The organism is Anoxybacillus ayderensis (assembly GCF_000833605.1).
GTDB lineage: Bacteria > Bacillota > Bacilli > Bacillales > Anoxybacillaceae > Anoxybacillus > Anoxybacillus ayderensis.
In genome coordinates this window covers 145,957-172,279 of sequence record NZ_JXTG01000001.1, presented here as the reverse complement: position 1 = coordinate 172,279, position 26,323 = coordinate 145,957, and the positions used below count along the sequence as shown (strand labels likewise).

The 26,323-nt window shown below is 45.9% G+C and carries 23 protein-coding genes; 2 read left to right on the top strand and 21 right to left on the bottom strand.

The window, feature by feature from the left end:
* Positions 1-3: 3 nt before the first annotated feature.
* The 11 genes from JV16_RS00880 to JV16_RS00830 all read right to left on the bottom strand — a co-directional run bounded on the left by JV16_RS00880 (position 4) and on the right by JV16_RS00830 (position 12,801).
* Positions 4-753: a Stp1/IreP family PP2C-type Ser/Thr phosphatase gene (locus tag JV16_RS00880; protein ID WP_042533826.1), complete on the bottom strand. Its 750-nt coding sequence runs from the start codon at positions 751-753 to the stop codon at positions 4-6.
* 41 nt (positions 754-794) lie between these two features.
* Positions 795-1,844: a dual-specificity RNA methyltransferase RlmN gene (rlmN, locus tag JV16_RS00875; protein ID WP_021094254.1), complete on the bottom strand. Its 1,050-nt coding sequence runs from the start codon at positions 1,842-1,844 to the stop codon at positions 795-797.
* Complete coding sequence (gene rsmB / locus JV16_RS00870) at positions 1,841-3,187, bottom strand: 16S rRNA (cytosine(967)-C(5))-methyltransferase RsmB (protein ID WP_021094255.1); 1,347 nt, start codon at positions 3,185-3,187, stop codon at positions 1,841-1,843. Before rsmB ends, rlmN begins: the two co-directional genes overlap by 4 nt.
* On the bottom strand, positions 3,180-4,124 hold the full coding sequence (fmt, locus tag JV16_RS00865) for a methionyl-tRNA formyltransferase (protein WP_021094256.1): 945 nt from the start codon (positions 4,122-4,124) through the stop codon (positions 3,180-3,182). Before fmt ends, rsmB begins: the two co-directional genes overlap by 8 nt.
* Positions 4,121-4,594: a peptide deformylase gene (gene def, locus JV16_RS00860; protein WP_021094257.1), complete on the bottom strand. Its 474-nt coding sequence runs from the start codon at positions 4,592-4,594 to the stop codon at positions 4,121-4,123. The genes fmt and def overlap by 4 nt, the downstream gene beginning before the upstream one ends.
* A 17-nt stretch (positions 4,595-4,611) precedes the next feature.
* Positions 4,612-7,026, bottom strand: coding sequence for a primosomal protein N' (priA, locus tag JV16_RS00855; protein WP_042533824.1), 2,415 nt, complete (start codon positions 7,024-7,026; stop codon positions 4,612-4,614).
* Positions 7,023-8,225, bottom strand: a complete 1,203-nt coding sequence (coaBC, locus tag JV16_RS00850) for a bifunctional phosphopantothenoylcysteine decarboxylase/phosphopantothenate--cysteine ligase CoaBC (RefSeq protein WP_021094259.1) — start codon at positions 8,223-8,225, stop codon at positions 7,023-7,025. The genes priA and coaBC overlap by 4 nt, the downstream gene beginning before the upstream one ends.
* 69 nt (positions 8,226-8,294) lie before the next feature.
* Entirely contained in the window at positions 8,295-8,504 is a 210-nt protein-coding gene (gene rpoZ / locus JV16_RS00845) for a DNA-directed RNA polymerase subunit omega (RefSeq protein ID WP_021094260.1), read from the bottom strand.
* A gap of 1 nt (position 8,505) precedes the next feature.
* A complete protein-coding gene (gene gmk, locus JV16_RS00840; RefSeq protein WP_171334606.1) occupies positions 8,506-9,126 on the bottom strand; it encodes a guanylate kinase in 621 nt (206 codons plus the stop codon).
* Between the two features lie 24 nt (positions 9,127-9,150).
* Positions 9,151-10,029 carry a YicC/YloC family endoribonuclease gene (locus JV16_RS00835; protein ID WP_021094262.1) on the bottom strand — a complete coding sequence of 293 codons (879 nt, stop codon included), beginning with the start codon at positions 10,027-10,029 and terminating at the stop codon, positions 9,151-9,153.
* A 102-nt stretch (positions 10,030-10,131) separates the two neighbouring features.
* The gene (locus JV16_RS00830) at positions 10,132-12,801 is read right to left on the bottom strand and encodes a calcium-transporting P-type ATPase, PMR1-type (RefSeq protein WP_021094263.1); all 2,670 of its coding nucleotides are present in this window, start codon (positions 12,799-12,801) and stop codon (positions 10,132-10,134) included.
* Between the two features lie 101 nt (positions 12,802-12,902).
* On the opposite strand from JV16_RS00830, the gene JV16_RS00825 reads away from it, so the two are divergent.
* Positions 12,903-14,615 carry an Rqc2 family fibronectin-binding protein gene (locus tag JV16_RS00825; RefSeq protein ID WP_021094264.1) on the top strand — a complete coding sequence of 571 codons (1,713 nt, stop codon included), beginning with the start codon at positions 12,903-12,905 and terminating at the stop codon, positions 14,613-14,615.
* 83 nt (positions 14,616-14,698) lie between these two features.
* Here the strand turns inward: JV16_RS00825 and JV16_RS15730 are convergent, their stop codons facing one another.
* Positions 14,699-14,842: a hypothetical protein gene (locus JV16_RS15730; protein WP_021094265.1), complete on the bottom strand. Its 144-nt coding sequence runs from the start codon at positions 14,840-14,842 to the stop codon at positions 14,699-14,701.
* Between the two features lie 111 nt (positions 14,843-14,953).
* Positions 14,954-15,649 carry a hypothetical protein gene (locus tag JV16_RS00820; RefSeq protein ID WP_042533821.1) on the bottom strand — a complete coding sequence of 232 codons (696 nt, stop codon included), beginning with the start codon at positions 15,647-15,649 and terminating at the stop codon, positions 14,954-14,956.
* A gap of 225 nt (positions 15,650-15,874) precedes the next feature.
* Here JV16_RS00820 and JV16_RS15470 point away from each other — a divergent pair, with 225 nt between their 5' ends.
* Positions 15,875-16,747, top strand: a complete 873-nt coding sequence (locus tag JV16_RS15470; protein ID WP_021094902.1) for a hypothetical protein — start codon at positions 15,875-15,877, stop codon at positions 16,745-16,747.
* A gap of 39 nt (positions 16,748-16,786) precedes the next feature.
* On the opposite strand, the gene pyrE is transcribed toward JV16_RS15470, so the two are convergent.
* From pyrE to JV16_RS00775, 8 genes are read right to left on the bottom strand one after another with little or no spacing between them, the layout of a single operon-like run.
* Entirely contained in the window at positions 16,787-17,401 is a 615-nt protein-coding gene (gene pyrE / locus JV16_RS00810) for an orotate phosphoribosyltransferase (RefSeq protein WP_021094901.1), read from the bottom strand.
* Positions 17,401-18,114, bottom strand: a complete 714-nt coding sequence (gene pyrF / locus JV16_RS00805) for an orotidine-5'-phosphate decarboxylase (protein ID WP_021094900.1) — start codon at positions 18,112-18,114, stop codon at positions 17,401-17,403. Before pyrF ends, pyrE begins: the two co-directional genes overlap by 1 nt.
* A complete protein-coding gene (locus tag JV16_RS00800) occupies positions 18,086-19,024 on the bottom strand; it encodes a dihydroorotate dehydrogenase (RefSeq protein ID WP_021094899.1) in 939 nt (312 codons plus the stop codon). The genes pyrF and JV16_RS00800 overlap by 29 nt, the downstream gene beginning before the upstream one ends.
* A complete protein-coding gene (locus JV16_RS00795; RefSeq protein WP_021094898.1) occupies positions 19,021-19,785 on the bottom strand; it encodes a dihydroorotate dehydrogenase electron transfer subunit in 765 nt (254 codons plus the stop codon). Before JV16_RS00795 ends, JV16_RS00800 begins: the two co-directional genes overlap by 4 nt.
* Positions 19,782-22,973 (bottom strand): carbamoyl-phosphate synthase large subunit, encoded by a 3,192-nt coding sequence (gene carB / locus JV16_RS00790; RefSeq protein WP_042533819.1) that lies wholly within the window; start codon positions 22,971-22,973, stop codon positions 19,782-19,784. Before carB ends, JV16_RS00795 begins: the two co-directional genes overlap by 4 nt.
* Complete coding sequence (locus tag JV16_RS00785) at positions 22,966-24,060, bottom strand: carbamoyl phosphate synthase small subunit (protein WP_042533817.1); 1,095 nt, start codon at positions 24,058-24,060, stop codon at positions 22,966-22,968. Before JV16_RS00785 ends, carB begins: the two co-directional genes overlap by 8 nt.
* The gene (locus JV16_RS00780) at positions 24,060-25,343 is read right to left on the bottom strand and encodes a dihydroorotase (RefSeq protein WP_042533815.1); all 1,284 of its coding nucleotides are present in this window, start codon (positions 25,341-25,343) and stop codon (positions 24,060-24,062) included. Before JV16_RS00780 ends, JV16_RS00785 begins: the two co-directional genes overlap by 1 nt.
* The gene (locus tag JV16_RS00775; RefSeq protein WP_042533813.1) at positions 25,309-26,235 is read right to left on the bottom strand and encodes an aspartate carbamoyltransferase catalytic subunit; all 927 of its coding nucleotides are present in this window, start codon (positions 26,233-26,235) and stop codon (positions 25,309-25,311) included. The genes JV16_RS00780 and JV16_RS00775 overlap by 35 nt, the downstream gene beginning before the upstream one ends.
* Between the last annotated feature and the right edge of the window lie 88 nt (positions 26,236-26,323).

Sequence of the window (26,323 nt, the reverse complement as noted above, 5' to 3'; positions counted from 1 at the left end):
CGATCACCTACTTTCACTCACATCTAAAAATTGTACGATCGCTAACGTAATGTTATCTTCCCCACCGTGCTCGTTTGCCACATCAATTAACGCTTGCGCTTTTTCTTCAAGCGAGCGATCAGACGTTAATACGTCTACCATCGTCTGTTCAGGCACTTTATTCGAAAGGCCGTCAGAGCAAAGCAATAACATATCTCCTTCATCGACAGCGACCGTTTTTACATCGAGTTCAATTACTTGCTCTGTTCCGAGCGCGCGCAATAGCACATGTTTACGCGGATGATATTCCGCATCTTCTTTTGATAGTTGTCCGCTTTTCACTAATTCATTGACAAGGGAATGGTCTTCTGTCATTTGTTGAAATCCGTTTGCGTTTAGTAAATAACAACGGCTATCACCGATGTGGCCGATCGTCGCAAACTGTTTTGTACAAATGGCGGCAACGATCGTCGTGCCCATCCCTTGACAATGATCGTTCGTTTGAGAGTGTTGAAAAAGCGATTCGTTCACTTTCATAATATGTTCTTTTAACCACGTCTCCGCTTGCTGTGGGGACGTCATTTCTTCCGTCTCTTCCCAAAACTGTTTTAACTGCGTCATCGTCATTTCACTTGCCACATCACCAGCAAGATGACCACCCATCCCATCAGCGACAACCGCTAAATAATCGCCTGTTTGATTGATAAAAACGCCACCGTTATCTTCGTTATGTGACCTTATTTTCCCGACATCCGTCTGAAATACCGCCTTCATATACGTATCCCTTCCTTACTTCGATATGTGTGTCCACATCGTTACGCTTTCGTTTCTTCTTTCCGCTCCTTCGCGCGTAGTTGACCGCATGCTGCATCAATATCGTGCCCTTGTTCACGGCGAATCGTTACGTTAATGCCGTGTTTTTTCAACGTTTTCTCAAACGCAAAAATTTGCTCGCGCGGCGTGCGCACGTAGTTGCGTTCAGGCACATAGTTGACCGGGATTAAATTGACGTGACATTTTAATCCTTTAATCAGCTCAGCAAGCTCTTCGGCATGTTCAATTTGATCGTTCACACCGCCAAATAAGCCGTATTCAAATGTCACGCGCCGCCCTGTTTTTTCAATGTAGTAGCGCACCGCTTCCATCAGCTCTGGCAATTTATAAGCGCGGTTAATCGGCATTAACTTCGAGCGCAATTCCGTATTTGGCGCATGAAGCGAAATCGCGAAGTTAATTTGCATATTTTCATCGGCAAATTGATAAATTTTTGGGATGATGCCGCTCGTTGATACGGTGATGTGACGCGCGCCAATATGCAGCCCTTTTGGATGGTTCACGATTTTCAAAAATTTGATGAGCTCATCGTAGTTATCAAACGGTTCCCCAATTCCCATGACGACGATGCTGCTTACTCGTTCGTTCGTTTCATCGAGCGCTTTTTGTACTTTGACGACTTGGGCAACAATTTCACCTGCTTGTAAGTTGCGCTTTAAACCGCCTAACGTCGAAGCACAAAACGTACAGCCGATTCGGCAGCCGACTTGTGTCGTCACACAAATCGAATTACCGTAGTCATGGCGCATAAGCACCGTTTCAATCGAATAGCCGTCATGAAGCTCAAATAAAAACTTCATCGTTCCGTCTTTTGACGTTTGTTGTACGAGCGTTTTTAATGTCGTAATGACGAAATGTTCATCTAACTGTTCGCGCAACGCTTTTGGAATATTTGTCATCTCTTCAAATGACGTCACCCGTTTTTTATATAACCATTCAAAAATTTGTGTGGCGCGAAACGGCTTTTCCCCTTGCTGTTCCACCCAACTTTGCAAGTCTTCTAAACGCAGCGAGTAAATGGATGGTTTCATATCATTTCACCTTTCTTTTTCAATGTTGCGATAAAAAATCCGTCGCTATATACGTGATGTGGAAGCAGTTGCAACATGCCGTGACGCACGTATGGCGCCACCGATGATGGCAGGCGCGAAGCAAGCGTCTCATCGAGCTCATATTGTGGATGTTCGTCTAAAAACGTCGCAATCACTTGTTCGTTTTCTTCCCGATCGACCGTACATGTGCTATATACGAGCGTTCCGCCTCGTTTTACAAGCGGGGCGACCGTCCGCAAAATATTTCGTTGAATATCGGCAAGTTGTGCGATATCGTTTTCGTTTTTCGCATATTTAATTTCCGGCTTCCGCCGAATGACGCCAAGTCCTGAGCACGGGGCATCAACTAATATGCGATCAAACGTTTCAGCAGCAAATTGCGTATGTGCTTGACGGCTATCGAGTTGTTTCGCTTCAATATTCGACAAGCCTAGGCGTTTGGCCTGCTGCTCAATCAGCTTTACTTTATGATCGTGAATATCTAACGCAACGACACGACCTTTGTTGTTCATTCGTTCAGCCATATGCGTCGTCTTTCCACCTGGTGCCGCGCAACAATCTAAAACAACGTCTGTGTCGGTTGGAGAAAGAGCGTAAGCAACAAGCATCGAGCTTTCGTCTTGAATCGTCACAAGCCCTTCTTGAAACACGCTCGTTTTCGCTGCATTTCCCTTGACCATTTTTATCCCAACCGGCACGACAGAAGAAGGAACAGCTTCAATCCCTTCTTCTTTTAAGCGGGCGATCGCTTCTTCAACCGTTACACGCATCGCGTTTACCCGTGCCGTTTGTTCTGGCGGCAAGTTGTTTGCTTCACACATTCGTTTTGTTTCTTCTAAGCCAAACTGCGCCACCCATCGACGCACGAGCCAAAGCGGGTGGCTTGTCGCAACGGCTAGACGTTCGATGTCGTCTTTTATTTCATCAAACGAGCGCAACCCTTGGCGCTGAATGGAGCGCAATACCCCATTTACGAGCGAGGCGATGCCGCGATGACCGCGACGTTTTGCTATTTCTACCGCTTCAAATAACACCGCGCGATCAGGAATCCGGTCTAAAAATACCATTTGATAAAGCGACATTCGGAGCAACAGGCGCACCCACGGCTCAATTTTTCCTTTCACAAACGGCTGTAAATAGTAATCAAGCGTATCGCGTCGTTGGATCGTGCCGTACACTATCTCTGTTAAAAGCGCAACGTCTTGGGCGGATAATTCGTTCGTTTCGATCACATGATGTAATGATAAATTGCTATATGCTCGTTTTTTTTCGATATCGATTAACACATCTAACGCTAAGTTTCGGACGTTTTTTTTACTCATTCTTTCCTCCTAATACTGTCCCGATTTCAATCGTTGCACCGCGTAAAAAGTCAGTAGCGCTCATTTTCCGCTTTCCTGCTGGCTGCAATTCAGTAATTTTGATCGCTGTTTCGTTGCCGGTTGCAACGACAATGCCGTCGCGTTCAACGGCGACAATGGTGCCTGGCTTCGCTTGGAAAGATGCTCGTACTTTTTCTCCCCACCAAATTTTCCAACGTTCATCGCCATACGTCGTATAGGCGACAGGCCACGGATTCATGCCGCGAATATGGTTATAAATGTCTTCTCCCGTTTTTGTCCAATCGATTCGTTCTTGTTCTGGTTTAATGTTGTATGCAAACGTTGCTTGTTCATCATCTTGCTTTATCGGTGTAATGTCGCCACGAAGCAGTTTCGGAAGCGTTTCAGAAAGTAGTTTCGCCCCCGCTTCGCTAAGTTTGTCGTGCAACGTCCCGACTGTATCGCGTTCATCAATCGGCACTTCCACTTGCGTTAATATGTCGCCTGCATCTAGTTTTTCAACCATGTACATCATTGTAATGCCTGTTTTTTCTTTTCCTTGCAAAATGGCGTAATGAATAGGAGCTCCTCCGCGCAACTCTGGCAAAAGCGAGGCGTGCACGTTAATGCACCCATACGTTGGCGCTTCAAGAAGCGGTTTCGGTAAAATTTGTCCAAACGCAGCTGTCACAATCAAATCTGGTTGCAAGGCGATCACTTGTTCATATTGATCTTTTTCACGAATTTTTGTCGGTTGCAATACCGGGATGTTGTACGATTGTGCTGTCACTTTGACTGGCGGTGGGGTTAATTGTTGTTTCCGTCCTTTCGGTTTGTCCGGTTGTGTCACGACGCCGACGACGTTGTATCCGTCTTTGATCAACTGTTCTAAAATCGGAACAGCAAAGTCAGGTGTTCCCATAAATACAATGTTCATTGTTCGAACTCCCCTTCTTCATAATAACGAATCACTTTTGACGTAAATAATATGCCGTGTAAATGGTCAATTTCATGTTGTAACGCACGAGCTAAAAAGCCTGTCGCTTCGATTTCAAACGGGCGACCGCGACGATTTTGCGCGCGTACTTTCACATATTGAGAACGTTTCACTTCTCCAAATAACCCCGGAAAACTTAAGCATCCTTCTGGCCCAATTTGTTCACCGCTTTGGGCAACGATGACGGGATTCACTAACTCGATGCGCCTGTGGCGGTCGCCAATATCAACAATCGCAATTTGTTGGTCAATGCCGACTTGTGGGGCGGCTAATCCGACCCCATCGGCCGCAATCATCGTATCGTACATATCGTTTAATATTTTCGTCAGCTTGCGGTCAAAAACAGTGACCGGCTGGCAAACGGTTTCTAAAATCGGGGCAGGATATGTTACAATCGGTAAAATAGCCAAAACGGTTCCTCCCTTATTTACATCATCATATATGGATTTAAATCAATCGTAATCGTCACATCACCGCGCGTCATCTCGCGCTGATAATGTTCCATAATGGTGCGGAGCGCTGTCGTTAAGTTCGCTTCCCGCTTGTATTTTATCATGCATTGGTAACGATATCTATCGTTCATGCGTGCAATCGGAGAAGCAACAGGCCCGAGTACAACCGCTTCAGCTGACAAATGTTTTTTCACATGTGCAGCAATTTTTTCAGCGATGCTTATTCCTTTCAGCGCATCGACATGCGACACCGTAATGAGCGTTAAATAGTAAAACGGTGGATACCCGTGTTTTTTTCGGTTCATCATTTCACGTTCATAAAACGCCTCATAATGATGTTTGCTTGCGAATTGAATGCTGTAATGTTCAGGTGTATACGTTTGAATGACGACCTCACCCGGCAAATGATGCCGCCCCGCTCGACCGCTTACTTGCGTCAGCAATTGGAACGTTTTTTCTGCTGCGCGAAAATCAGGGACGTGAAGCATCGTATCTGCTGCTAATACGCCAACTAACGTGACGTTTGGAAAATCGAGCCCTTTGGCAATCATTTGCGTGCCGAGTAAAATGTCAGCCTTTCCTTCTCCGAATTCCCGAAGCAGTCGTTCATGTGCTCCTTTTCGGCTCGTTGTATCGACGTCCATCCGAATGACGCGCGCTTCTGGAAGCAGCTTTGTTAATTCTTCTTCTACTTTTTGCGTTCCCGTTCCGAAAAAGCGAATATGTTCGCTTTGACAAGCAGGACAATGCGACGACATTCGCTGTTCGTACCCACAATAATGACATTTCAATTGTTGTTGGACGCGATGATACGTGAGCGAAATATCGCAATGTGGACATTGAATGACGTGACCGCAATCGCGACACATGACGAAAGAAGAATAACCACGACGATTTAAAAATAAAACAGATTGTTCTCCTTTTTGTAAACGCCCCGTTAATTTTTCAAATAAAAGGCGGGAAAACATCGAGCGGTTTCCTGCGCGCAGTTCTTCGCGCATATCAACAATGTCTACAGGCGGCATCGCGTGATCGTTCATTCGTTTCGTTAACGTGACTTGTTTATATACCCCTTTTTGAGCGCGCGCAAACGACTCAAGCGATGGCGTAGCGCTGCCAAGCACAACAGGACAACGATGGTAACGACCTCGGAAAATCGCCACATCGCGCGCATGATAGCGGGGCGCTTCTTCTTGTTTGTAGCTCGTTTCATGTTCTTCATCAATAATGATGATGCCGATGTTTTCAAACGGTGCAAAAATGGCGGAACGAGCTCCAACGACGAGCTGTACTTCTTTTCGTTGAATTTTTCGCCACTCGTCATACTTTTCTCCGAGCGATAAGCCGCTATGAAGAACGGCTACTTTCGAACCGAATCGTTCTTTAAACCGCTTCACCATTTGAGGCGTCAGCGAAATTTCAGGCACGAGCACAATCGCCTCTTTTCCCTTTTTTAAGACGAGATCAATCGCTTGCATATACACTTCTGTTTTTCCGCTTCCTGTGACGCCGTACATTAAAAAAACGTCATGCACATCTTCGTCAATCGTTTGTCCGATCGCCTGTAACGCTTGGCGTTGTTCGTCTGTTAAAGGGAGCGGTTTTGTTTTTGTAAACGAGCGGTTAGCATACGGATCGCGATATATTTCTTTTTCTGTCACAGTGACGAGCTGTTTTTTCATGAGCGCTTGAACAGTAGCAAACGTGCTATTTGTTTCACTTAACAATTGTTTCAAAGGAAGAGAGCGGGCTGTAAGCAGGCGCTCAAGCATTTGTTTTTGTTTTATGGCGCGCTGCGAGAGCGATACAAGCGCATGTGTGACATCGTCATCACTCGCGCACCGTTCGACCCACTTTTCTGTTTTTATTTTTCCTTTTTCTTCAACTCGGTAAACGACTTCCATATGGCCTCTTGCGATTTCTTTTTGCAACAGTGGCACGTATGGCGTTTGTGCCACTTCCCTCCACGGAATGACGAGACGGTCGCGAAACAACGCGCGTACTTTTTCGTGTATGAACGGCATATGTTGTTCGATGAGCCGAATATCTTTTTCATATTTCGCTTTCATTGCGGCAGGTAACATCGCTTGAAACGCCGATACCATGAAACAAAGCGTCGTTTCAGCTAGCCATTTTCCAAGTCGCAACAATTCTTCATTAAATACAGGAACAACGTCAAAAAGAGAATGAATGGGCTTTAATTGTTCGAGCGGCATATCCGTCGTTTCTTTCAGTTCAATCACAAATCCTTGTAAAAAACGTGTGCCAAATGGCACGACAACGCGCATGCCTGGTTGTACAACGCCGACAAGTTCAGGTGGGATCGCGTAATCAAACGGGCGATCCGTTTGACTCGTAGGAATATCAACGATGACAGAAGCAACCGTCATAGGCGTCCCTCAATTTCATCATGAATTTCACGTAAAATTTGTTTTGCCACTTCCGATTTTGGCAAGAGTGGAAGTTGCTTTGCCGTTCCGTCTCGTTTAAATATCGTCACGATATTTGTATCTGTGCCGAACCCTGCTCCTTCTTGGACGACGTTATTTGCGACAATCATATCGGCATTTTTGCGCGCGAGCTTTTCTTTCGCATATCGTTCCACATCGTTCGTTTCTGCCGCAAAGCCAACTAAAAATTGGTGCGTTTTTTGTTCGCCGAGCGTTTGTAAAATGTCGATCGTTCGCTCAAGAACGACGGTGTAGTCTCCTTGCTGCTTTTTTATTTTATTGTCGGCCACATATTTCGGACGATAGTCTGCTACTGCCGCTGTTTTAATGACGATATCGCTATGTTGAAAATGCTCCATCACCGCTTCATACATGTCTTGCGCACTTTCTACTTGAATCGTCTGTATTCCTTCCGGACGAACAAGCGACGTCGGACCGGAAATGAGGGTGACGTCAGCTCCAAAATCGCGCGCCACCTCTGCGATGGCATATCCCATTTTTCCTGTCGAATGATTGCTGAAAAAGCGGACAGGGTCTAATTTTTCACGCGTCGGACCGGCTGTCACTAACACTTTTTTTCCTTTTAACAGTTCGTTTGATGCAACATGTTGTTCAAGCAAAGCGACGATCGTTTCTGGTTCTTCTAATCGCCCTTTTCCAACGTAACCGCACGCAAGCATCCCTTCCGCTGGCTCAATAAAGCGATAGCCATATGACTGCAACGTGCGCATATTTTGTTGTACCGCTGGATGTTCGTACATATGGACGTTCATCGCAGGCGCAAGCCAAACCGGTGCTTTCGTCGCAAGTAAAATCGTTGTCACCATGTTATCAGCTAAACCATAGGCGAGCTTTGCGATCGTGTTTGCGGTCGCAGGGGCAACGAGTACGATATGTGCCCAATCAGCTAAGTCAATATGTGCAATGACGTTCGGGTTTTTTTCATCGAATGTATCGACGTACACTTCGTTTTTTGATAACGCTTGAAACGTAAGCGGTGTAACGAATTGACAAGCAGCTTCCGTCATGACGACTTTGACATTCGCCCCTGCTTGCACAAGTTTGCTTGTGAGTGCCGCTGCTTTATATACAGCAATGCCCCCTGTAACACATAATAAAATGTTTTTTTGCTGAAGCATCGACGTTGCCCCTTTCGTTCGGTATTTGTAAAAAAATAACAACCTAAAAACTAGGTTGTCGTAAATAGTTTATTGCGCTGCTTCTTCTTCGCTAACGACTTCAATATGACCCGCTGCAATTTCCTCTAACGCTTTGCCGACAAATTTTTTCGACACAGGTTTTTCGATCGTTAAGTCATTTTTTACTTGCAATTGGCGGGCGCGCTTCGCCGCAACTGTGACGAGTGTATATTTTGAATCGAGTTTTGTAATAAGTAAGTCAATGGAAGGATATAACATATTACTCCACCTCCAACATCTTTTTATATCGTTGTGCCACGCGTTCACGTCGGCAATGTTCCGCCATGACAATCGCTTTAATGCGCTCGCATGCCAGTTCTACTTGATCGTTTTCGACAACGTAATCGTATGCATCCATCATTTCTAATTCTTCTTTCGCCGCTTGTAAACGATCGCGAATTAAGTCTTCTGATTCCGTTCCGCGCATTTCAATTCGTTTGCGCAATTCGCTTAAGCTTGGCGGAGCGAGGAAAATAAAGAGCGCCTCTGGGAACACTTTGCGAACTTGCATCGCTCCTTGCACTTCAATTTCTAAAAACACGTCTTTTCCTTCTTGCAATGTTTTTTCTACATAATCAATTGGCGTGCCGTAGTAGTTCCCGACATATTCTGCCCACTCTAATAGCTCATTTTGGCGAATCATTTGTTCAAACTGCTCGCGCGTTTTAAAAAAGTAATCGACGCCATCGACTTCTCCTTCACGTGGTTTGCGCGTCGTCACAGAAATCGAATATTGCAATTGAATATCTGGCTGTGAAAATAATGCTTTTCGTACCGTCCCTTTACCGACGCCAGACGGTCCTGATAAAACGATTAATAACCCTCGTTCTTTCACGCTCATCCCTGCCTTTCTATCATAAACAAACTACTCTACATTTTGCACTTGTTCTTTAATTTTTTCAAGGGCGCTTTTCATTTCGACAACTTCAGAAGCAATGTGGCGATCGTTTGCTTTTGAACCGATCGTATTCATTTCACGATTGAGCTCTTGAACGAGAAAATCGAGCTTTCGTCCGACCGCTCCCCCTTCAGAAACGATGCGACGAAATTGTTCAATATGGCTATATATGCGTTTTAATTCTTCATGAATATCGACTTTTTCCGCAAATAGAGCGACTTCCGTCAATAGCCGTTGTTCGTCAACGACGCCCTGTACAAATTCACTCACTCGTTTATGTATGCGTTCGCGATAAGAAGCGACGACCGTTGGCGCCAGTTGTTCAACGCGATGTGCGCTTTTCTCAATCGTCTCCAGCTGCATCAGCATGTCTGCTAATAACGCGTTTCCTTCCTGTTCGCGCATATGTTTCAATTGCTCGACCGCTTCTTTTGTCGCTTCTAAAAGGAGAGAAAGAAGCGCATCGTTTTCGATCGGCTGTTCCGTCATTTCAACCGCATCCGATAGCATATGTATAACATCTCGAAGCGATACATCATCGGCAAAATGAAAGCGACGACGCACATCGGTAAGCATCCGGTAATACGCATCAACAAGCTGCCAATCGACGTGAAGCGTTCGTTCAACGAGCTGTTCTCCTTCAATTGTAATAAACACTTCGACACGTCCACGGGCAATATGTTCTGTAATTACTTTTTTTATTTTATCTTCAAACATCACCCACTGTCTAGGCATGCGGATCGAAATTTCACAAAAACGGTGATTGACTGATTTCATTTCCACCGTAACGCTCACGTTTTCATCTTCTTTTTTTCCTCGACCAAATCCTGTCATACTTACGATCATACTCTCACATCCATTATGTGTTATCGACAATAAAAGAAGGTAATAGATTCACTCCATTACCTTCTCTCATTATAGCACATATCGCTATATAGCGAAAACATTTCATGAACGACGACGTGTAAATAACGAGCCAGCAAGTAAAAACGTCGGAATAGACGATAAGCCAATAATAAGCAACCAATCCGTAAGCGGCAACGAAACGGTATGGAAAATCGGTTGTAGCGGCGGATAGTAAATGACGACAAGCAACAATACAAGCGACGACAAAACAGCGAGCACTAAATACATATTTTCAAACGGATTTCGGTCAAACACCGACCGTTCGCTTCGGCAATCAAATACGTGAATGAGTTGAGCGAGCACGAGCGTCGCAAAGGCAACCGTCTGGGCATACGTTAAGTTTTCCGGATGTCGCGTATGCACGACGAGAAAAGCAATTAACGTCACCATGCCGATGAGAAAGCCGCGACTAATGATTTTCCAGCCGAGCCCTCTGGCGAAAACCCCTTCTTTCGGATGACGCGGCGGCCGCTTCATGACGTTTTCTTCGGCTGGGTCTAATCCGAGCGCCATGGCAGGTAGTCCGTCTGTGACGAGATTCACCCATAAAATTTGAATCGGTACAAGCGGGAGAGGGAGCGCCAATATCATCGCAAATAACATGACTAAAATTTCCCCGACGTTTGATGCAAGTAAGTAGCGAATAAATTTACGAATGTTTTCATAAATGTTTCGCCCTTCTTCGATCGCCGCTTTAATCGTCGCAAAGTTATCATCTAACAAAACGAGCGATGCGGCTTCTTTTGATACGTCTGTTCCTGTCACTCCCATCGCGATCCCGATGTTTGCTGTTTTAATGGCCGGAGCATCGTTCACGCCATCGCCTGTCATCGCGACAATATGCCCTCTTTTTTGTAACGCTTGCACAATTTTTAATTTATGTTCGGGCGATACGCGCGCAAAAACGTACACATCTTCAACAACGTCTTCTAATTCATCGACAGATAACGTCGCTAACGTTTTGCCGTCCATCACTTTGCCGTTTGGCGGCATCATGTGCAGCTGTTGGGCGATCGCTTTCGCTGTTAACACATGATCTCCTGTAATCATCACTGTTTTAATGCCTGCTTTTTTACATTCCGCAATGGCTTGTTTTACTTCTTTCCGCGGCGGATCGATCATTCCTTGTAAACCGATGAACGTCAAGTCGCTTTCCGCTTTCGTTTCATCGTTCATTGTTTCCGTCAAAGAAAGCGGTCGATAAGCGATCGCAATCGTTCGCAACGCTTGGGAGGCGAGCGTATTGACCGTTTGTTGCACCAGTTTCCGCTCTTGGTCGCGCATAAGTTTCGCCTGACCTTCGATATATATGAAACGACAACGCTCTAGCAACATATCTGGCGCACCTTTTGTGACAATAAAGCGCCGATTCGCGCGATCTTTCACGATGACCGTCATCATTTTTCGCGTCGAATCAAACGGAAATTCATGTTCAATCGTAAATTCAGCGGCAATTTTTTCTTTCGTCCATCCTGCTTTCGCCGCCGCAACAACGAGGGCGCCTTCGGTCGGATCGCCGTCAATCATATATGTTTTTCCTTTTTTCTTTATGTCGGCATGATTGCATAACGCCCCAAATAATAATATTTGCTGTAAGGCAGCATCTACCTTTTCTTGTTTGCCGTTATATAAAAACGTTCCTTTCGGTTCATAGCCCGTCCCGCTTACTGTCCATAACCGGTTATTCACCCATACGTGCGTGACGGTCATTTGATTTTCCGTCATCGTTCCTGTTTTATCAGAACAAATGACAGAGGCACAACCGAGCGTTTCAACGGCCGGCAGTTTGCGCACGATGGCGTTTCGCTTCATCATGCGTTGGACACCGAGCGCCAATACGACGGTGACGATCGCTGGCAACCCTTCTGGAATGGCGGCGACCGCAAGCGACACACCAGCTAAAAACATGTCGTATACCGCATGTCCTTGCCATACGCCAAGCACGACAACGAGCGCTGTGAGCGCTAAAGCGATGACGATTAAAATTTTTCCGAGCTGTTCGAGCTTCCGCTGCAACGGTGTCGTCATCGTTGGCGCTGACTGAATTAAATGGGCAATTTGTCCCATCGCTGTATGCATGCCTGTCGCTACGACAATCCCTACACCGCTTCCTTTCGTCACGAGCGTTCCCATAAACGCCATATTTGTACGATCACCTAATGAAACATCTTCTATTAGTGGCGCTGTTTGTTTTTCGACGGGAAGCGACTCGCCCGTCAACGACGACTCCTCAATATATAACCCTTTCGCTTCAATGATGCGCACGTCCGCCCCGATGCGATCGCCGCTTGCGAATTTGACAATATCGCCAACGACTAACTGAGCAGACGGCACTTTTCCCCATTCGCCGTCCCGCAAAACGAGCGATTCTGGTGCCGACAATTTTTTTAATGCTTCTAGCGACTTTTCCGCTCGGCGCTCTTGTATAAATCCTAAAAAAGCATTGATGATGACAATCGCCACGATCGCGACCACATCAATGTATTCGCCTAATACAGCGGAAATCGCGGTTGCCGCCAATAGAACGAGCACCATAAAATCTTGAAACTGACTAAAAAATTGTTTTAGCGCAGACGGTTTTTTTTCTTCCGATAGCTCATTTTTTCCAAATTGTTTTAGCCGTCTTTTCGCTTCTTTTTCCGTTAATCCAAAGCCAATTTTTGTATTTACTTGTTGTTCCACCTGCTCGATACGCAGTCCGTGCCAGCTCATTTCTCTCCCCCTTCCGCTTGTCTTATCTATGACAGCTTATTCAGGCATGTACAAAAAAATGATATGGTATAATGAAAAGAAAAAAGAGAAAGGTGTTTTCGATGTCGTTTGACGGAGTATTTACATATGCAATGACAAAAGAATTACAGCGCACGCTTGTCGGGGGGCGCATTTCAAAAATTTATCAGCCATTTCCATCCGAATTAGTGCTTCATATTCGTTCGCACGGAAGCAATTATAAATTGTTATTATCTGCTCATCCGACGTATGCGCGCGTCCATTTGACGAACGAGACGTACGATAATCCTCATGAGCCGCCGATGTTTTGTATGCTTCTGCGCAAACATATTGAAGGAGGCGTCATTGAAGCGATTACGCAAGTCGATTTTGATCGCATCATCATCATTCATGTCAAAGGAAGAAATGAGCTCGGCGATGTATGTACAAAACAGCTCATCGTTGAATTGATGGGCCGCCACAGCAACATCGTTCTCGTCGATGAACAGACGAATACGATCATCGATAGCGTCAAACATCTCTCCCCTGCGGTGAACCGATATCGAACGGTGCTCCCTGGGGCGCCTTACATATTGCCCCCATCGCACGACAAAATCAATCCGCTTCACGCGACGGAAGAGACGGTGTTAAAAAAGATCGATTTTCTCGCAGGAAAACTAGCCGATCAACTCGTTGCCACATTTACGGGCATTTCGCCGCTTTTTGCGCGCGAAGTCATCTATCGCGCAGGGCTCGCTAACCGAGCGACGTTGCCGAAAAGTTTTATCACGCTTATGGAAGATGTGCGAAACGAGAAATTTGCTCCATGTATATATACAAACGGGACAAAAGACGTATTTTATGCGTTGCCGCTTACCCATATCGAAGGGGAAGGAAAACATTTTGCTACGTTAAGCGAGATGCTTGACCGTTTTTATTTCGGCAAAGCAGAACGCGATCGCGTGAAACAACAAGCGCACGATTTAGAACGATTTGTCGCGAATGAAAAAGCGAAAAATGAAAAGAAGCTGTTGAAACTTCAACAAACGCTTGAAGAAGCAAAACAGGCGGAACAATATCGGCTATATGGGGAATTGTTGACCGCAAATCTTTATGCTATGAAGCGAGGAATGAGCGAAATCGAAGTCGTCAACTATTATGACGAAAACGGTGTCACAATCACCATTCCGCTTGATCAACAAAAATCGCCGTCAGAAAATGCACAAAGCTATTTTCAAAAATACCAAAAAGCGAAAAATTCGCTTTCCATCGTGCAGGAACAAATTGGGCGGACGGAAGAAGAAATCATATATTTCGATACGCTTTTGCAACAGCTTGAAACGGCATCACCGAAAGACATTGACGACATTCGCGACGAGTTAATCGAACAAGGCTATTTGCGCGCCAAAGCGACAAAACAGAAAAAACAAAAGGTGCGCACAATCGAACTCGAACGCTACGTATCAAGCGACGGCACCGACATTTTCGTCGGCAAAAACAACAAACAAAACGACTATTTAACAAACAAATTCGCAAGCAAAGACGACATTTGGCTTCATACGAAAGACATCCCAGGCTCACACGTCGTCATTAAAAGCAAAAATCCATCAGAACAGACGATCATCGAAGCTGCCCACTTGGCCGCTTACTTCAGCAAAGCGCGCCACTCAAGCTCCGTTCCGGTCGACTACACGCGCGTTCGCTATGTCAAAAAACCGAGCGGCGCCAAACCCGGCTTTGTGATTTATGAAAACCAGCAGACGATTTACGTCACGCCGGATGAGGAGATGGTGGTGAGGATGAAAAAACCCGTCTAGGTAGGCGGGTTTTTCATTTTCGTCAACATATTTTGTTATTTGGTTCATCACCAAAAGATGTACTTGCACCTGCCACTAAGCATTTACGATTCCTTTTTATTTTTTATCTCCTTTAATAACTCGATAATTGTATCATTTTGTCTTTTTATTGTTTTAAGAGTTTTTTCTATTGTACTAGTTGAAAAAAAAATGATGATAATTAAAGCTATCCCGACAATCCAGTCCATTAAATCCCCCCTATTTTACTTTACCGAAAATAATAAATAATACAATCGATCAATCGCTACTAAAATTCTAATTGCATAATGGTGCTCAACTAGTTAAAAAGTCAAAAGAGCTCAATAATAGTTCAAACGAGCATAGGCATTATCGTTTTCCACACAAAGTGTCAATGTTCTAGATAATGTATACAAACCCGACTTATGAGTGAATTGATTTGTATAATCAGCTTTAGCTGCTACTGAACTCGTTTCAACTTTCTGCACAATTTCAAATCTTTTCTCCACAACAGTGTACAACACCGCGTCTACTCCTTGGTTATAAATTGAGGAAATCATATCATATCCATCCTGAACTAAGGAGATTTTAGCATTAAAATATATGTCCCAAATCCCGTCGTAGTACCTTACTTTAATAGTACAATTTTTATAACCTGAACCAGATTGACAAGAATTATAAGATACTGTACCAGTTGCATAGTCAAAAGCAGTCACAACAGGACTTGAATTCGACACACTAATCTCTATTCTTGAACCATCACTAAACTCAATATATTTCTTTCCATCAGTTAAACTAACAACTAGGTCTTCTCTTTTTTTATCAAGTTCGTCTGGCTTTTGACTATCTAAAAGTTCACCATTCCTCACTTTTTCTACAAGCTTACTCGCGGTCTCTTCATCAATTCCCATCTGTAAAAAATTCTCTCTGACTTGTTCAAGTTGCTCATCTGAAACTATTGTTTGTGCACTTGTATGTTGCGAACTTATAACCAACCCAAAAAACATACAAAAAATAAAAAGAATATATTTTCTCATTTTTCCACCTCCTACCTCGAATATTATCAAGCATTTTATTTTTTATCAATTAATAAACACTTAAGTTATGAAAAACTTTTTATAACAATATATTACTATTTTACATGGACAATATATGTACCTAAAGAAAAAAATTCAAAAATTTTTTGTCATATTTTCTGTTTCGTCTCTCTTCTTTCTGTCGAATGGTGGTATAATAGAATCGGAAAAAAGGAGGTGAACGTGATGGAGCAGCTGTTGCAACGCATTTTTGACGAGTTGGCATTTTTGCGCGCGAACATGGCAACAAAAGATGATGTCGCCGCGTTAAAAGATGATATTCGAGCGTTAGAAAGTCGCGTCAGCCATATTGAACAGACGATGGCGACAAAAGATGATATCGCTAGCATCGAGCAACGTATGGCGACGAAAGACGATATTGCTGCTATGGACAAGCGCATCAAACAGATCGAACAGACGATGGCGACGAAAGATGATATCATCAGCATCGAACAGCGCATGGCCACAAAAGATGACATCATCAGCATCGAACAGCGTATGGCGACGAAAGAGGATATCGTTGCTATGGACAAGCGCATCGAACAGATCGAACAAACGATGGCCACAAAAGACGATATCGCTAGCATTGAGCAGCGTATGGCCACGAAAGACGATATCGTTGCTATGGACAAGCGCATCGAACAGATCGAACAAACGATGGCCACGAAAGACGATATCGCTAGCATTGAGCAGCGCATGGCGACGAAAGACGATATCGTTGCTATGGACAAGCGCATCGAACAGATCGAACAGACGATGGCCACAAAAGACGATATCGCTAGCATCGAACAGCGTATGGCGACGAAAGAGGATGTGGCGCTTGTGCCAGCGATTCGTGAAATGGTTGGACAATTAATGGAACGAATGACTGTTGTTGAGTTGCACGTACAAGAAATTCCAATGATGAAACAACAAATCGAACAGTTGTCGCAACAAATGCAAGAAGGGTTTGAAAAGTTAGATCATCAAGAAACTGTCCTGCAAGCACTTTCACTCCGTTCGATTCAACAAGCAAACGATATCCACTATTTAAAAACAAACGCGATTTCCACGAAATAATGATAAAGGGTGTCCGGCTTTCGTTGGACACCCTTATTGTTATGCTTCTAGCTGTTCACGCCAATGGTGCAGCGTTGTTTGCTCTTCTTTGGTGATGATGCCAAGTTCCGCCGCTGTTTCCATGAGCGTATCGTAGTCGGTGACGGTATAGTATGGGACTTGTTCTTGTTGAAATGCTCGCTTTCCTTTTTCTAATCCGTATGTAAAAATTGCAACGACACCGAGCACGTTGCATCCCGCTTCACGCAAGGCGCGCACCGCATGCAATGAGCTGCCGCCTGTTGAAATTAAATCTTCGACGACGACGACGTGTTGCCCTTGTTCTACTTTCCCTTCAATTTGCTTTCCTTTTCCGTGTCCTTTCGCTTGACTGCGAACGTAACACATCGGCATATTCAACCGCTCGCTCACCCATGCGGCATGGGGAATGCCTGCCGTCGCTGTGCCAGCGATGACTTCTACATTCGGAAAATGCGTGCGAATGAGTGATGTCAGTTCTTCGGCAATGGCCTGTCTAACGGCGGGGTACGCTAACGTCAAGCGATTGTCGCAATAAATCGGCGATTGTATGCCTGAGGCCCACGTAAACGGTTCGTTTGGACGCAACGATACAGCACCGATCGAAAGAAGTTGTTTTGCGATTTCTTTTTTCATTATTGTCCACCATCCCATTCTCGTTTTAGACGCTCATATGCGGCATATGGATCATATGCTTTTGTAATGCTTCGTCCGATGACGATATAATTTGTTCCAAGCTGTTTCGCCTCATACGGCGTGACGATGCGCACTTGGTCGTCTGCGTTGTCGCCCGCAAAGCGAATGCCTGGCGTGACGGTAATAAACGATGTGCCAAACGATGCGCGAAGAAGCGGCACTTCTTGGGCGGAACAAACAACGCCGTCAAGCCCGCTACGGTATGCGAGCGTGGCATAATGAACGACCGTTTCTTTCATCGGGCGATCGATGAGCAGTTCATCACGGAGAACTCGTTCGCTTGTGCTCGTCAATTGCGTAACGGCAATGCAACGTGGACGGCTCATCCCGTGTGGTGTTCCTTCTTCTAATCCTTCGATCGCCGCACGCATCATCGCACTTCCTCCTGAAGCATGAACGTTTACTAAATCAACGCCTAGTTTTGCCAACCCTTTCATCGCTTGTTTTACTGTATGTGGAATATCATGAAGCTTTAAATCTAAAAAAATATGATGACCTTTCTGTTTCAGTTCGTCAATCATCGCTGGACCTTCTTGAAAATATAGCTCCATCCCGACTTTTAAAAAGAGCGACGTATCGGAAAATAGTTGTAAAAACGTCCGTACTTCTTCTTTGGATGCAAAATCAAGTGCCACAATAAACGGTTTGTCCATTGTTCCATCCCCTTCCCGTACATTGTGAAATATGATCGATACGAAGTTCATCTAAAACATTTGGCAAGTCGCGAATAATGTTTGGACAAACGTACGGGTCGATGAAATTGGCTGTACCGATCGCGACCGCGCTCGCACCGGCATAAAAAAATTCGATGACGTCTTCCGCGCTTTCAATGCCGCCCATGCCGATAATCGGAATCGATACCGCTTGGCTCACTTCATAAATCATTCGAATCGCAATCGGCTTAATCGCTGGGCCAGATAACCCGCCTGTTCGGTTCGCTAAAATCGGCTTCGCTGTTTTCACATCGATGCGCATGCCTAATAACGTATTAATCATCGTCAGCCCGTCCGCCCCTGCTTGTTCAACCGCTTTCGCCATCGCGACAATGTTTGTGACATTCGGGGATAGTTTCACATAAACAGGCACGTCCGACACTTCTTTTACCGCCCTCGTCAGCTCCGCAGCGATTTCTGGAACGGTTCCGAATGCGATGCCACCCTTTTTCACGTTCGGACATGAAATGTTCAACTCGAGCGCATGAACGTTTGGCGCTTTTGAAATGCGCCGAGCAACTTCTACATATTCTTCTACGGTCGAGCCGGCCACGTTGGCGATAATCGGCACGTCATATTGCGCTAACCACGGCAATTCTTCAGTGAGCACCACATCGACACCTGGATTTTGCAATCCGATCGCATTTAACATGCCGCTTGGCGTTTCCGCTACGCGCGGCGTCGGATTGCCGAAGCGCGCTTCAAGCGTCGTCGCTTTAATCATGATCGCCCCAAGCACGCTTAAATCATAAAATTTCGCGTATTCTCGTCCAAATCCGAAACAGCCGGAGGCAGGCATAATCGGATTTTTTAATGAAAGTCCTGGCAACTCCACTGCTAATCGATTCATAACACGACCTCCCCCGCCCGAAATACCGGACCGTCGCTACATACTTTTTTATATGCCGTTTCGCTATGCGGCACGCGGCATACGCAGGCAAAACAAGCACCGACACCGCATCCCATTCGTTCTTCAAGCGACAAATATACGTCTTGATGCGGAAACTCGTTTGCGAGCGCCCGTAGCATCGGCTTCGGTCCGCATGCGTATAACACATGAAACGAAAGGCGATGGTGATGAATGACGTCGGTGACAAATCCTTTCATGCCGTACGAGCCGTCTACGGTCGCAACGTACGTCTCGCCAAACGATGCGAATCGCTCCTCGTAAAATACGACATCTTTCGTTTGAAAGCCGAGCACAATCGTCACAAATACTCCTTTGTTCACTAGTTGTTTTGCCAATTCATATAACGGTGGCACACCGATTCCCCCACCGACAAGAAGCGCGCGTTGTCCGCTTGACAGCGCAGAAACCGAAAAACCGTTTCCGAGCGGACCGAGCACATCGACCGTGTCTCCGGGCAATTTTTGCGAAAGGAGCATCGTTCCTGCCCCTTCCGCGCGGTAAATGATCGTACATTCATTCGCTTCTTGATTGATGTCGCAAAGGCTGAGCGGACGTCTAAGTAGCGGTCCGCTGTTTGCCACTTTCATATGCACAAACTGTCCCGGTGTACGCATGCGCTGAACGAGCGAGCCAGCGAGCGTCAATTCATAAATGTCTTTTGCGATTTGGCGGTTAGCGATGATCGTCATATTCTCCTTCATACATTCACCTTCTTTTCCGTCATCGCCATTGTCGAAAACGTCATCGCTTCTAAAACGAGAAGCATCGCTTTCGCCGTATCGAGCGACGTTAAACACGGAATGCCGTTTTCGACTGCCTCGCGACGAATGCGGAAGCCGTCGCTTTCCGTTTCTTTTCCTTTTGTTAATGTGTTAATGACGACTTGCGCTTTGCCTTGACGAATCACATCAAGAATGTTTGGTGAACCGGTATGAATTTTATTGACGACGGTTACCGGAATGTTCGCTTCCCGTAACGTTTGTGCTGTGCCGTTTGTCGCAAGCAGCTGGTAACCGATATGGTAAAACCGGCGGGCGATGGCGATCGCTTCTTCTTTATCTTTGTCGGCGATCGTCAACAACACAGCACCGTATGGACGAATATGAATGCCGGAAGCGACAAGTCCTTTGTAAAGCGCCTTCGCAAACGTTTCATCTTTTCCGATCACTTCACCTGTCGATTTCATTTCTGGTCCGAGCGAAATATCGACGTTGCGCAATTTCGCAAACGAAAAGACAGGGGCTTTCACATATACACCGTCGCTTTCTTCTTTTAATCCGGTGTTGTAGCCAAGCGCTTGCAACGTTTCTCCTAAAATGACTTTTGTTGCTATGTTGGCCATCGGCACGTTCGTAATTTTACTTAAAAACGGAACGGTTCGGCTCGAACGCGGATTCACTTCTAGTACGTACACCTCGCCTTCATACAATACAAACTGAATGTTCAACAGTCCGACGATGCGCAACCCTTTCGCGAGTGCAATCGTATAGTCGACAATTTTTTGTTGAATGTCTTTTGATAACGTTTGTGGCGGATATACGGCAATCGAATCGCCTGAATGGACGCCCGCGCGCTCAATATGTTCCATAATGCCTGGAATAAACACGTCTTCTCCGTCCGAAATCGCGTCGACTTCGATTTCTTTTCCGATTAAATAACGGTCGATGAGTACTGGATGTTGCGGATTTACTTTGACCGCATGTTCCATATAATGAAGCAATTCTTCTTCCTTATACACGATTTCCATCGCCCGACCGCCAAGAACGTACGATGGTCGAACGAGAACAGGGTAACCGATTTCGTTCGCAATATGGACTGCTTCTTGTACGGAACATGCTGTTTTTCCTTTCGGTTGCGGAATGCCGAGTTGCGCAAGCGTTCGTTCAAATTTGTCGCGGTTTTCCGCACGATCTAAATCTTCAAGCGATGTGCCGAGAATGCGCACGCCGCGCGCAGCTAATTCCGCCGCCAAGTTGATCGCTGTTTGTCCACCAAATTGGACGATGACACCAATCGGCTGTTCTAAATCGATGACGTGCATCACATCTTCAATCGTTAACGGTTCAAAGTACAACTTATCGGAAATGCTAAAGTCGGTTGACACCGTTTCTGGATTGTTGTTAATGATGATGGCTTCATATCCCGCTTCTTTAATCGCCCATACACAATGAACGGTCGCGTAGTCAAACTCAATTCCTTGCCCGATCCGAATCGGACCAGAGCCGAGAACGACGACACTTTCCCTCGCGGTCACGATCGATTCGTTTTCTTCTTCGTACGTGCTGTAATAATACGGCGTTTCGGATTCAAATTCCGCCGCACACGTATCGACCATTTTATATACAGGTGTGATTTTGGCGCGTTTCCGCATCTCATATACGTCGCGTTCAGCCATATGCCAAAGTTTAGCGATCGCCACATCAGAAAAGCCCATTTCTTTTGCTTGTTGAAGAACAGTCATATCGCCAACATGGTCGCGTAAAACCGTTTCGAAGGCGACGATACGGGCGATTTTCGTTAAAAAGAACGGGTCGATTTGGCTCCATACATGCACTTGTTCGACCGTTATGCCGCGGCGAAACGCTTCGGCGATGTAAAATAGACGCTCATCGCCCGCTTTTCGAATGCGTTTTTGCAGCAAGGCGTCATCGACTTGTTCTTTTAACTCGAGATGATAGACGTTCGTTTCGAGCGAGCGTACCGCTTTTAATAGCGACTCTTCAAACGTGCGCCCGATCGCCATCACTTCCCCAGTCGCTTTCATTTGCGTGCCGAGATGGCGGTTCGCTGATTCGAATTTATCGAACGGAAAGCGCGGAATTTTTGTGACGACGTAATCGAGCGTTGGCTCAAAGCAAGCGTACGTTTTTCCTGTGACCGGATTCATCATTTCATCAAGCGTTAAGCCAACCGCAATTTTTGCGGCTAGTTTCGCAATCGGATATCCGGTCGCTTTAGATGCAAGCGCCGATGAGCGGCTGACGCGCGGGTTTACTTCAATGACGTAATATTGAAAACTGTGCGGATCAAGAGCGAGTTGGACATTGCACCCTCCTTCGATGCCGAGCGCGCGAATAATGCGAAGCGAGGCGTTTCGCAACAGTTGATATTCGCGATCGCCTAACGTTTGGCTCGGAGCGACGACGATCGAATCGCCCGTATGAATGCCGACAGGATCGATATTTTCCATATTGCAAACGACGATCGCGTTGTCTTTTGCATCGCGCATCACTTCGTACTCAATTTCTTTATAGCCTGCGATACTTTTTTCTAATAAACATTGATGAACTGGGCTCATTTTTAAGCCGCTAGAAACGATGTCGACAAGCTCTTCTTCGTTCGTACAAATGCCGCCGCCTGTTCCACCGAGCGTAAATGCTGGGCGGACGATGACCGGATAACCAATTTGTTCAACGAACGCATACGCTTCTTGCAAACTATGAACGATGGCGCTTTCCGGCACCGGCTCGCCAAGTTCGTTCATGAGCGCGCGAAATTGTTCGCGGTCTTCTGCTTTTTCAATCGCTTCTAGTTTCGTGCCGAGAATTTCAACGCCACATTTCTCAAGCACCCCTGCTTTCGCTAATTCGACCGCTAAATTTAGCCCCGTTTGCCCGCCAAGCGTCGGCAAAATGGCATCCGGACGCTCTTTCCGAATGACGCGCGCGACAAATTCAAGCGTTAACGGCTCCATATACACTTTGTCAGCAATTTCTGTATCGGTCATAATCGTTGCTGGATTGGAGTTGACGAGAATGACTTTATACCCTTCTTCTTTTAATGCTAAACATGCTTGCGTACCTGCGTAATCAAACTCTGCCGCCTGACCGATGACGATCGGCCCTGAACCGATGACAAGAATCGTTTCAATATCTTGGCGTTTAGGCATGAACGACCCCTCTTTCTTTTTTAAACTGTTCAATCATCGCCATAAAATCATCGAATAAATCGTTTGCATCTTCTGGTCCCGGTGACGCTTCTGGATGGTATTGCACCGTAAATGCCGGCACGTCGCGATGACGAAGCCCTTCAATCGTTCCGTCGTTTAAAGCGATGTGCGTCACTTCTAATCTCGTATGAGCAAGCGACTGCTCCGTGACGGTGTAGCCATGGTTTTGTGAAGTAATCGCGACTTTTCCTGTTTCGATCTGTTTAACTGGATGATTCGAGCCGCGATGACCGAACTTCATTTTTTCCGTATTCGCCCCGCATGCGAGCGCAAACAGTTGATGGCCGAGACAAATCCCGAAAAGTGGAACGTGACCGAGTATGCCTTGAATCATATGAATCGCCTCTGGCACATCTTTCGGATCCCCCGGCCCGTTCGATAACATGACCCCATCAGGATGCAACTGCAACACTTCTTCTGCCGTCGCATTGTATGGGAGCACGATGACGTCGCAATGACGTTTATTTAACTCGCGCAAAATGCCGTGCTTCATGCCGAAGTCAATTAAAACGACGCGATGACCGCGCCCCGGACTAGCGTACGCACTTTTTGTCGATACGCGCTTCACTTGATCGCGTATAAGCTCCGTTTCTTTTAAATGTGCGAGCGCCTCTGTCACCGAAACGTCCATGTCGCAAATCATCCCTTTTAACGTGCCGTGTTGACGAATGATGCGCGTCAACTTGCGCGTATCAACCCCTGCTAACCCCGGAATGTTTTTTATGCGCAAATATTCGTCAATCGTCATTTCGCTTCGCCAATTGGACGGAGATAGGCACGCTTCTTTCACAACAAACCCGAACACATGCGGTTCGATCGATTCAAAATCGTCTCGGTTGACACCGTAGTTGCCGATCAACGGATATGTCATCGTCACAATTTGTCCGCAATACGACGGATCGGTTAAAATTTCTTGATATCCTGTCATCCCTGTATTAAAAACGACTTCACCGACTGTTTGCCTTTTACTTCCGAACGCTTCTCCAACAAAACGTGTACCATCTTCTAAAATGAGTTGTCGTTTCATCACTCTCTCCCCTTCTGCCAAACAATGTTTCCATCGACGACCGTCATCGTCGGCCATCCTTTACACGTCCAGCCTGCAAATGGCGTATTTTTTCCCTTCGAAACAAACGTCGTAGGATCAACCACTTGTGTTGTATGTAAATCGATGACCACGAAATCTGCTTTTGCGCCAACTTTTAATTGCCCGCCGTCAAGGCGAAACGTCTCCGCTGGTTTTTTCGACAACCAATCGACAAGCTGTTTTAACGTACATACCCCTTTTTCAACAAAATGTGTATATAAAAGCGGGAAGGCCGTTTCTAATCCGACAATTCCAAATGGGGCAAGCACCATTCCTTCACTTTTTTCTTCTTCCGTATGCGGTGCATGGTCGGTCGCAATAAAATCAATCGTTCCATCAAGCAATCCTTCGATTAACGCTTGTTGATCTTCTTTCGTTCGCAATGGTGGATTCATTTTAAAGTTTGCATCGAGCGAAGGAATGTCTTCCTCACAAAGCAACAAATGGTGCGGCGTTACTTCAGCGGTGACGCGAATGCCTGCCCGCTTCGCCTCGCGCACGATGCGTACCGACTGTTTCGTACTAATATGGCAAACGTGATAATGACAGCCGGTTGCCTCCGCCAATAATACATCGCGCGCAATATGTACCGCTTCGCAAACGGAAGGAATGCCGGAAAGCCCGTGTCGTTTCGCAAACGCCCCATCGTGCACGCACCCTTTATACGTCAACGTTTCATCTTCGCAATGCGCGACGATCGGCATCTCAAGAGCGGCGGCTTGTTGCATCGCTTCATACATCATGCGTGCGCTTTGTACGCCAACGCCATCGTCTGTAAACGCAAACGCCCCTGCTTCTTTTAATGCGGCAAAATCGACGAGCTGTTTTCCTGCTTGGCGTACAGTAATGGCCGCATACGGCAAAACGCGCACGTGCGCTGTTTCGCGAATGCGATTGACGAGCCATTCCATTTGTTGTTTCGTATCTGGCACGGGTTTTGTATTTGGCATCGCTGCAATCGTTGTAAATCCGCCTTTCGCCGCAGCGAGCGTACCGGTCGCAATCGTTTCTTTATGCTCTCCACCCGGTTCGCGCAAATGAACGTGGACGTCAATAAACCCCGGGGCGACAAATTGACCGTTTACATGAATTACTTCATCATGATCGTCCTCATCCATATGAGAAGCGATATGAGTAATACGGCCTTCATCGATTTTTATATCGGCCGAGATGAACTCGCCTTGTTCATTAAGCAAGCGCGCACGTTTGAATATGGTAGCCATTTTGTGTCCCTCCTTTTTGTAATGCGCGTTTCAATACAGCCATGCGCACGTATACGCCGTTTTCCATTTGTTTAAAAATGCGAGACCGTTCGCATTCCACAAGTTCGCTTGCGATTTCCACATCGCGATTCACAGGGGCAGGATGTAAAATGATGCTCGTTTTTTTCATTTGTTTTTCTCGTTCGATCGTTAAGCCATATTGCTCGTGATATTGCTCTTTCGTCCAACCCATTTTTTCGTCGTGGCGCTCGTGTTGAATGCGAAGAAGCATCACGACATCCGCCTCTTTCACTGCCGTATCAAGATCGACGTATGTGCCATAACGGTTTTCTGTATCTTGCCATTCCGGCGGGCTGCAAAATAAGACGTTTGCACCTAGCCTTGTTAATATTTCAGCATTCGAACGCGCCACTCGGCTATGACGAATGTCACCAACGATCGCTACATCGAGCCCAATAAATGTGCCAAATTGTTGACGAATCGTCATTAAGTCTAGCAACGATTGTGTCGGATGATGGCCGCACCCGTCGCCTGCGTTAATGATCGGAATGTCAATCGCATGACGGAGCGGTTCAAAGTAATGATCGGATGGGTGGCGAATGACAACGGCTTCCACACCGATTGCTTGCAACGTCCGAATCGTATCATACAACGTTTCTCCTTTTTGGACGCTCGACATATCTGCATCAAACGGAATGACTTCAAGTCCAAGTTTTCGTTCCGCCATTTCAAAGCTGCAACGCGTTCGCGTGCTCGGCTCAAAAAATAAGTTGGCAACGAACGTTTGTTTATTCACTTTCCACGTTTCCCCGTTCGCAAATCGTTCCGCTTCATGCAAAATGGCAAGCACATCATCAACCGATAACTCTGCTAACGTTAGTAAATGGTTCATGAAATATTCCTCCTTTTTAGTAAAAAACACCTTGCCAAGCGAGGCAAGGTGTTTGAAAGCATGAGGAAAGAGACCGTTTTAGTAAACG

Coding starts and splice junctions, on each gene's coding strand:
- JV16_RS00880 (WP_042533826.1), bottom strand. CDS start 753: ATGAAGGCGGTATTTCAGACGGATGTCGGGAAAATAAGGTCACATAAC.
- rlmN (WP_021094254.1), bottom strand. CDS start 1,844: ATGAAACCATCCATTTACTCGCTGCGTTTAGAAGACTTGCAAAGTTGG.
- rsmB (WP_021094255.1), bottom strand. CDS start 3,187: ATGAGTAAAAAAAACGTCCGAAACTTAGCGTTAGATGTGTTAATCGAT.
- fmt (WP_021094256.1), bottom strand. CDS start 4,124: ATGAACATTGTATTTATGGGAACACCTGACTTTGCTGTTCCGATTTTA.
- priA (WP_042533824.1), bottom strand. CDS start 7,026: ATGACGGTTGCTTCTGTCATCGTTGATATTCCTACGAGTCAAACGGAT.
- coaBC (WP_021094259.1), bottom strand. CDS start 8,225: ATGCTTCAGCAAAAAAACATTTTATTATGTGTTACAGGGGGCATTGCT.
- rpoZ (WP_021094260.1), bottom strand. CDS start 8,504: ATGTTATATCCTTCCATTGACTTACTTATTACAAAACTCGATTCAAAA.
- gmk (WP_171334606.1), bottom strand. CDS start 9,126: ATGAGCGTGAAAGAACGAGGGTTATTAATCGTTTTATCAGGACCGTCT.
- JV16_RS00835 (WP_021094262.1), bottom strand. CDS start 10,029: ATGATCGTAAGTATGACAGGATTTGGTCGAGGAAAAAAAGAAGATGAA.
- JV16_RS00830 (WP_021094263.1), bottom strand. CDS start 12,801: ATGAGCTGGCACGGACTGCGTATCGAGCAGGTGGAACAACAAGTAAAT.
- JV16_RS00825 (WP_021094264.1), top strand. CDS start 12,903: ATGTCGTTTGACGGAGTATTTACATATGCAATGACAAAAGAATTACAG.
- JV16_RS15730 (WP_021094265.1), bottom strand. CDS start 14,842: ATGGACTGGATTGTCGGGATAGCTTTAATTATCATCATTTTTTTTTCA.
- JV16_RS00820 (WP_042533821.1), bottom strand. CDS start 15,649: ATGAGAAAATATATTCTTTTTATTTTTTGTATGTTTTTTGGGTTGGTT.
- JV16_RS15470 (WP_021094902.1), top strand. CDS start 15,875: ATGGAGCAGCTGTTGCAACGCATTTTTGACGAGTTGGCATTTTTGCGC.
- pyrE (WP_021094901.1), bottom strand. CDS start 17,401: ATGAAAAAAGAAATCGCAAAACAACTTCTTTCGATCGGTGCTGTATCG.
- pyrF (WP_021094900.1), bottom strand. CDS start 18,114: ATGGACAAACCGTTTATTGTGGCACTTGATTTTGCATCCAAAGAAGAA.
- JV16_RS00800 (WP_021094899.1), bottom strand. CDS start 19,024: ATGAATCGATTAGCAGTGGAGTTGCCAGGACTTTCATTAAAAAATCCG.
- JV16_RS00795 (WP_021094898.1), bottom strand. CDS start 19,785: ATGAAGGAGAATATGACGATCATCGCTAACCGCCAAATCGCAAAAGAC.
- carB (WP_042533819.1), bottom strand. CDS start 22,973: ATGCCTAAACGCCAAGATATTGAAACGATTCTTGTCATCGGTTCAGGG.
- JV16_RS00785 (WP_042533817.1), bottom strand. CDS start 24,060: ATGAAACGACAACTCATTTTAGAAGATGGTACACGTTTTGTTGGAGAA.
- JV16_RS00780 (WP_042533815.1), bottom strand. CDS start 25,343: ATGGCTACCATATTCAAACGTGCGCGCTTGCTTAATGAACAAGGCGAG.
- JV16_RS00775 (WP_042533813.1), bottom strand. CDS start 26,235: ATGAACCATTTACTAACGTTAGCAGAGTTATCGGTTGATGATGTGCTT.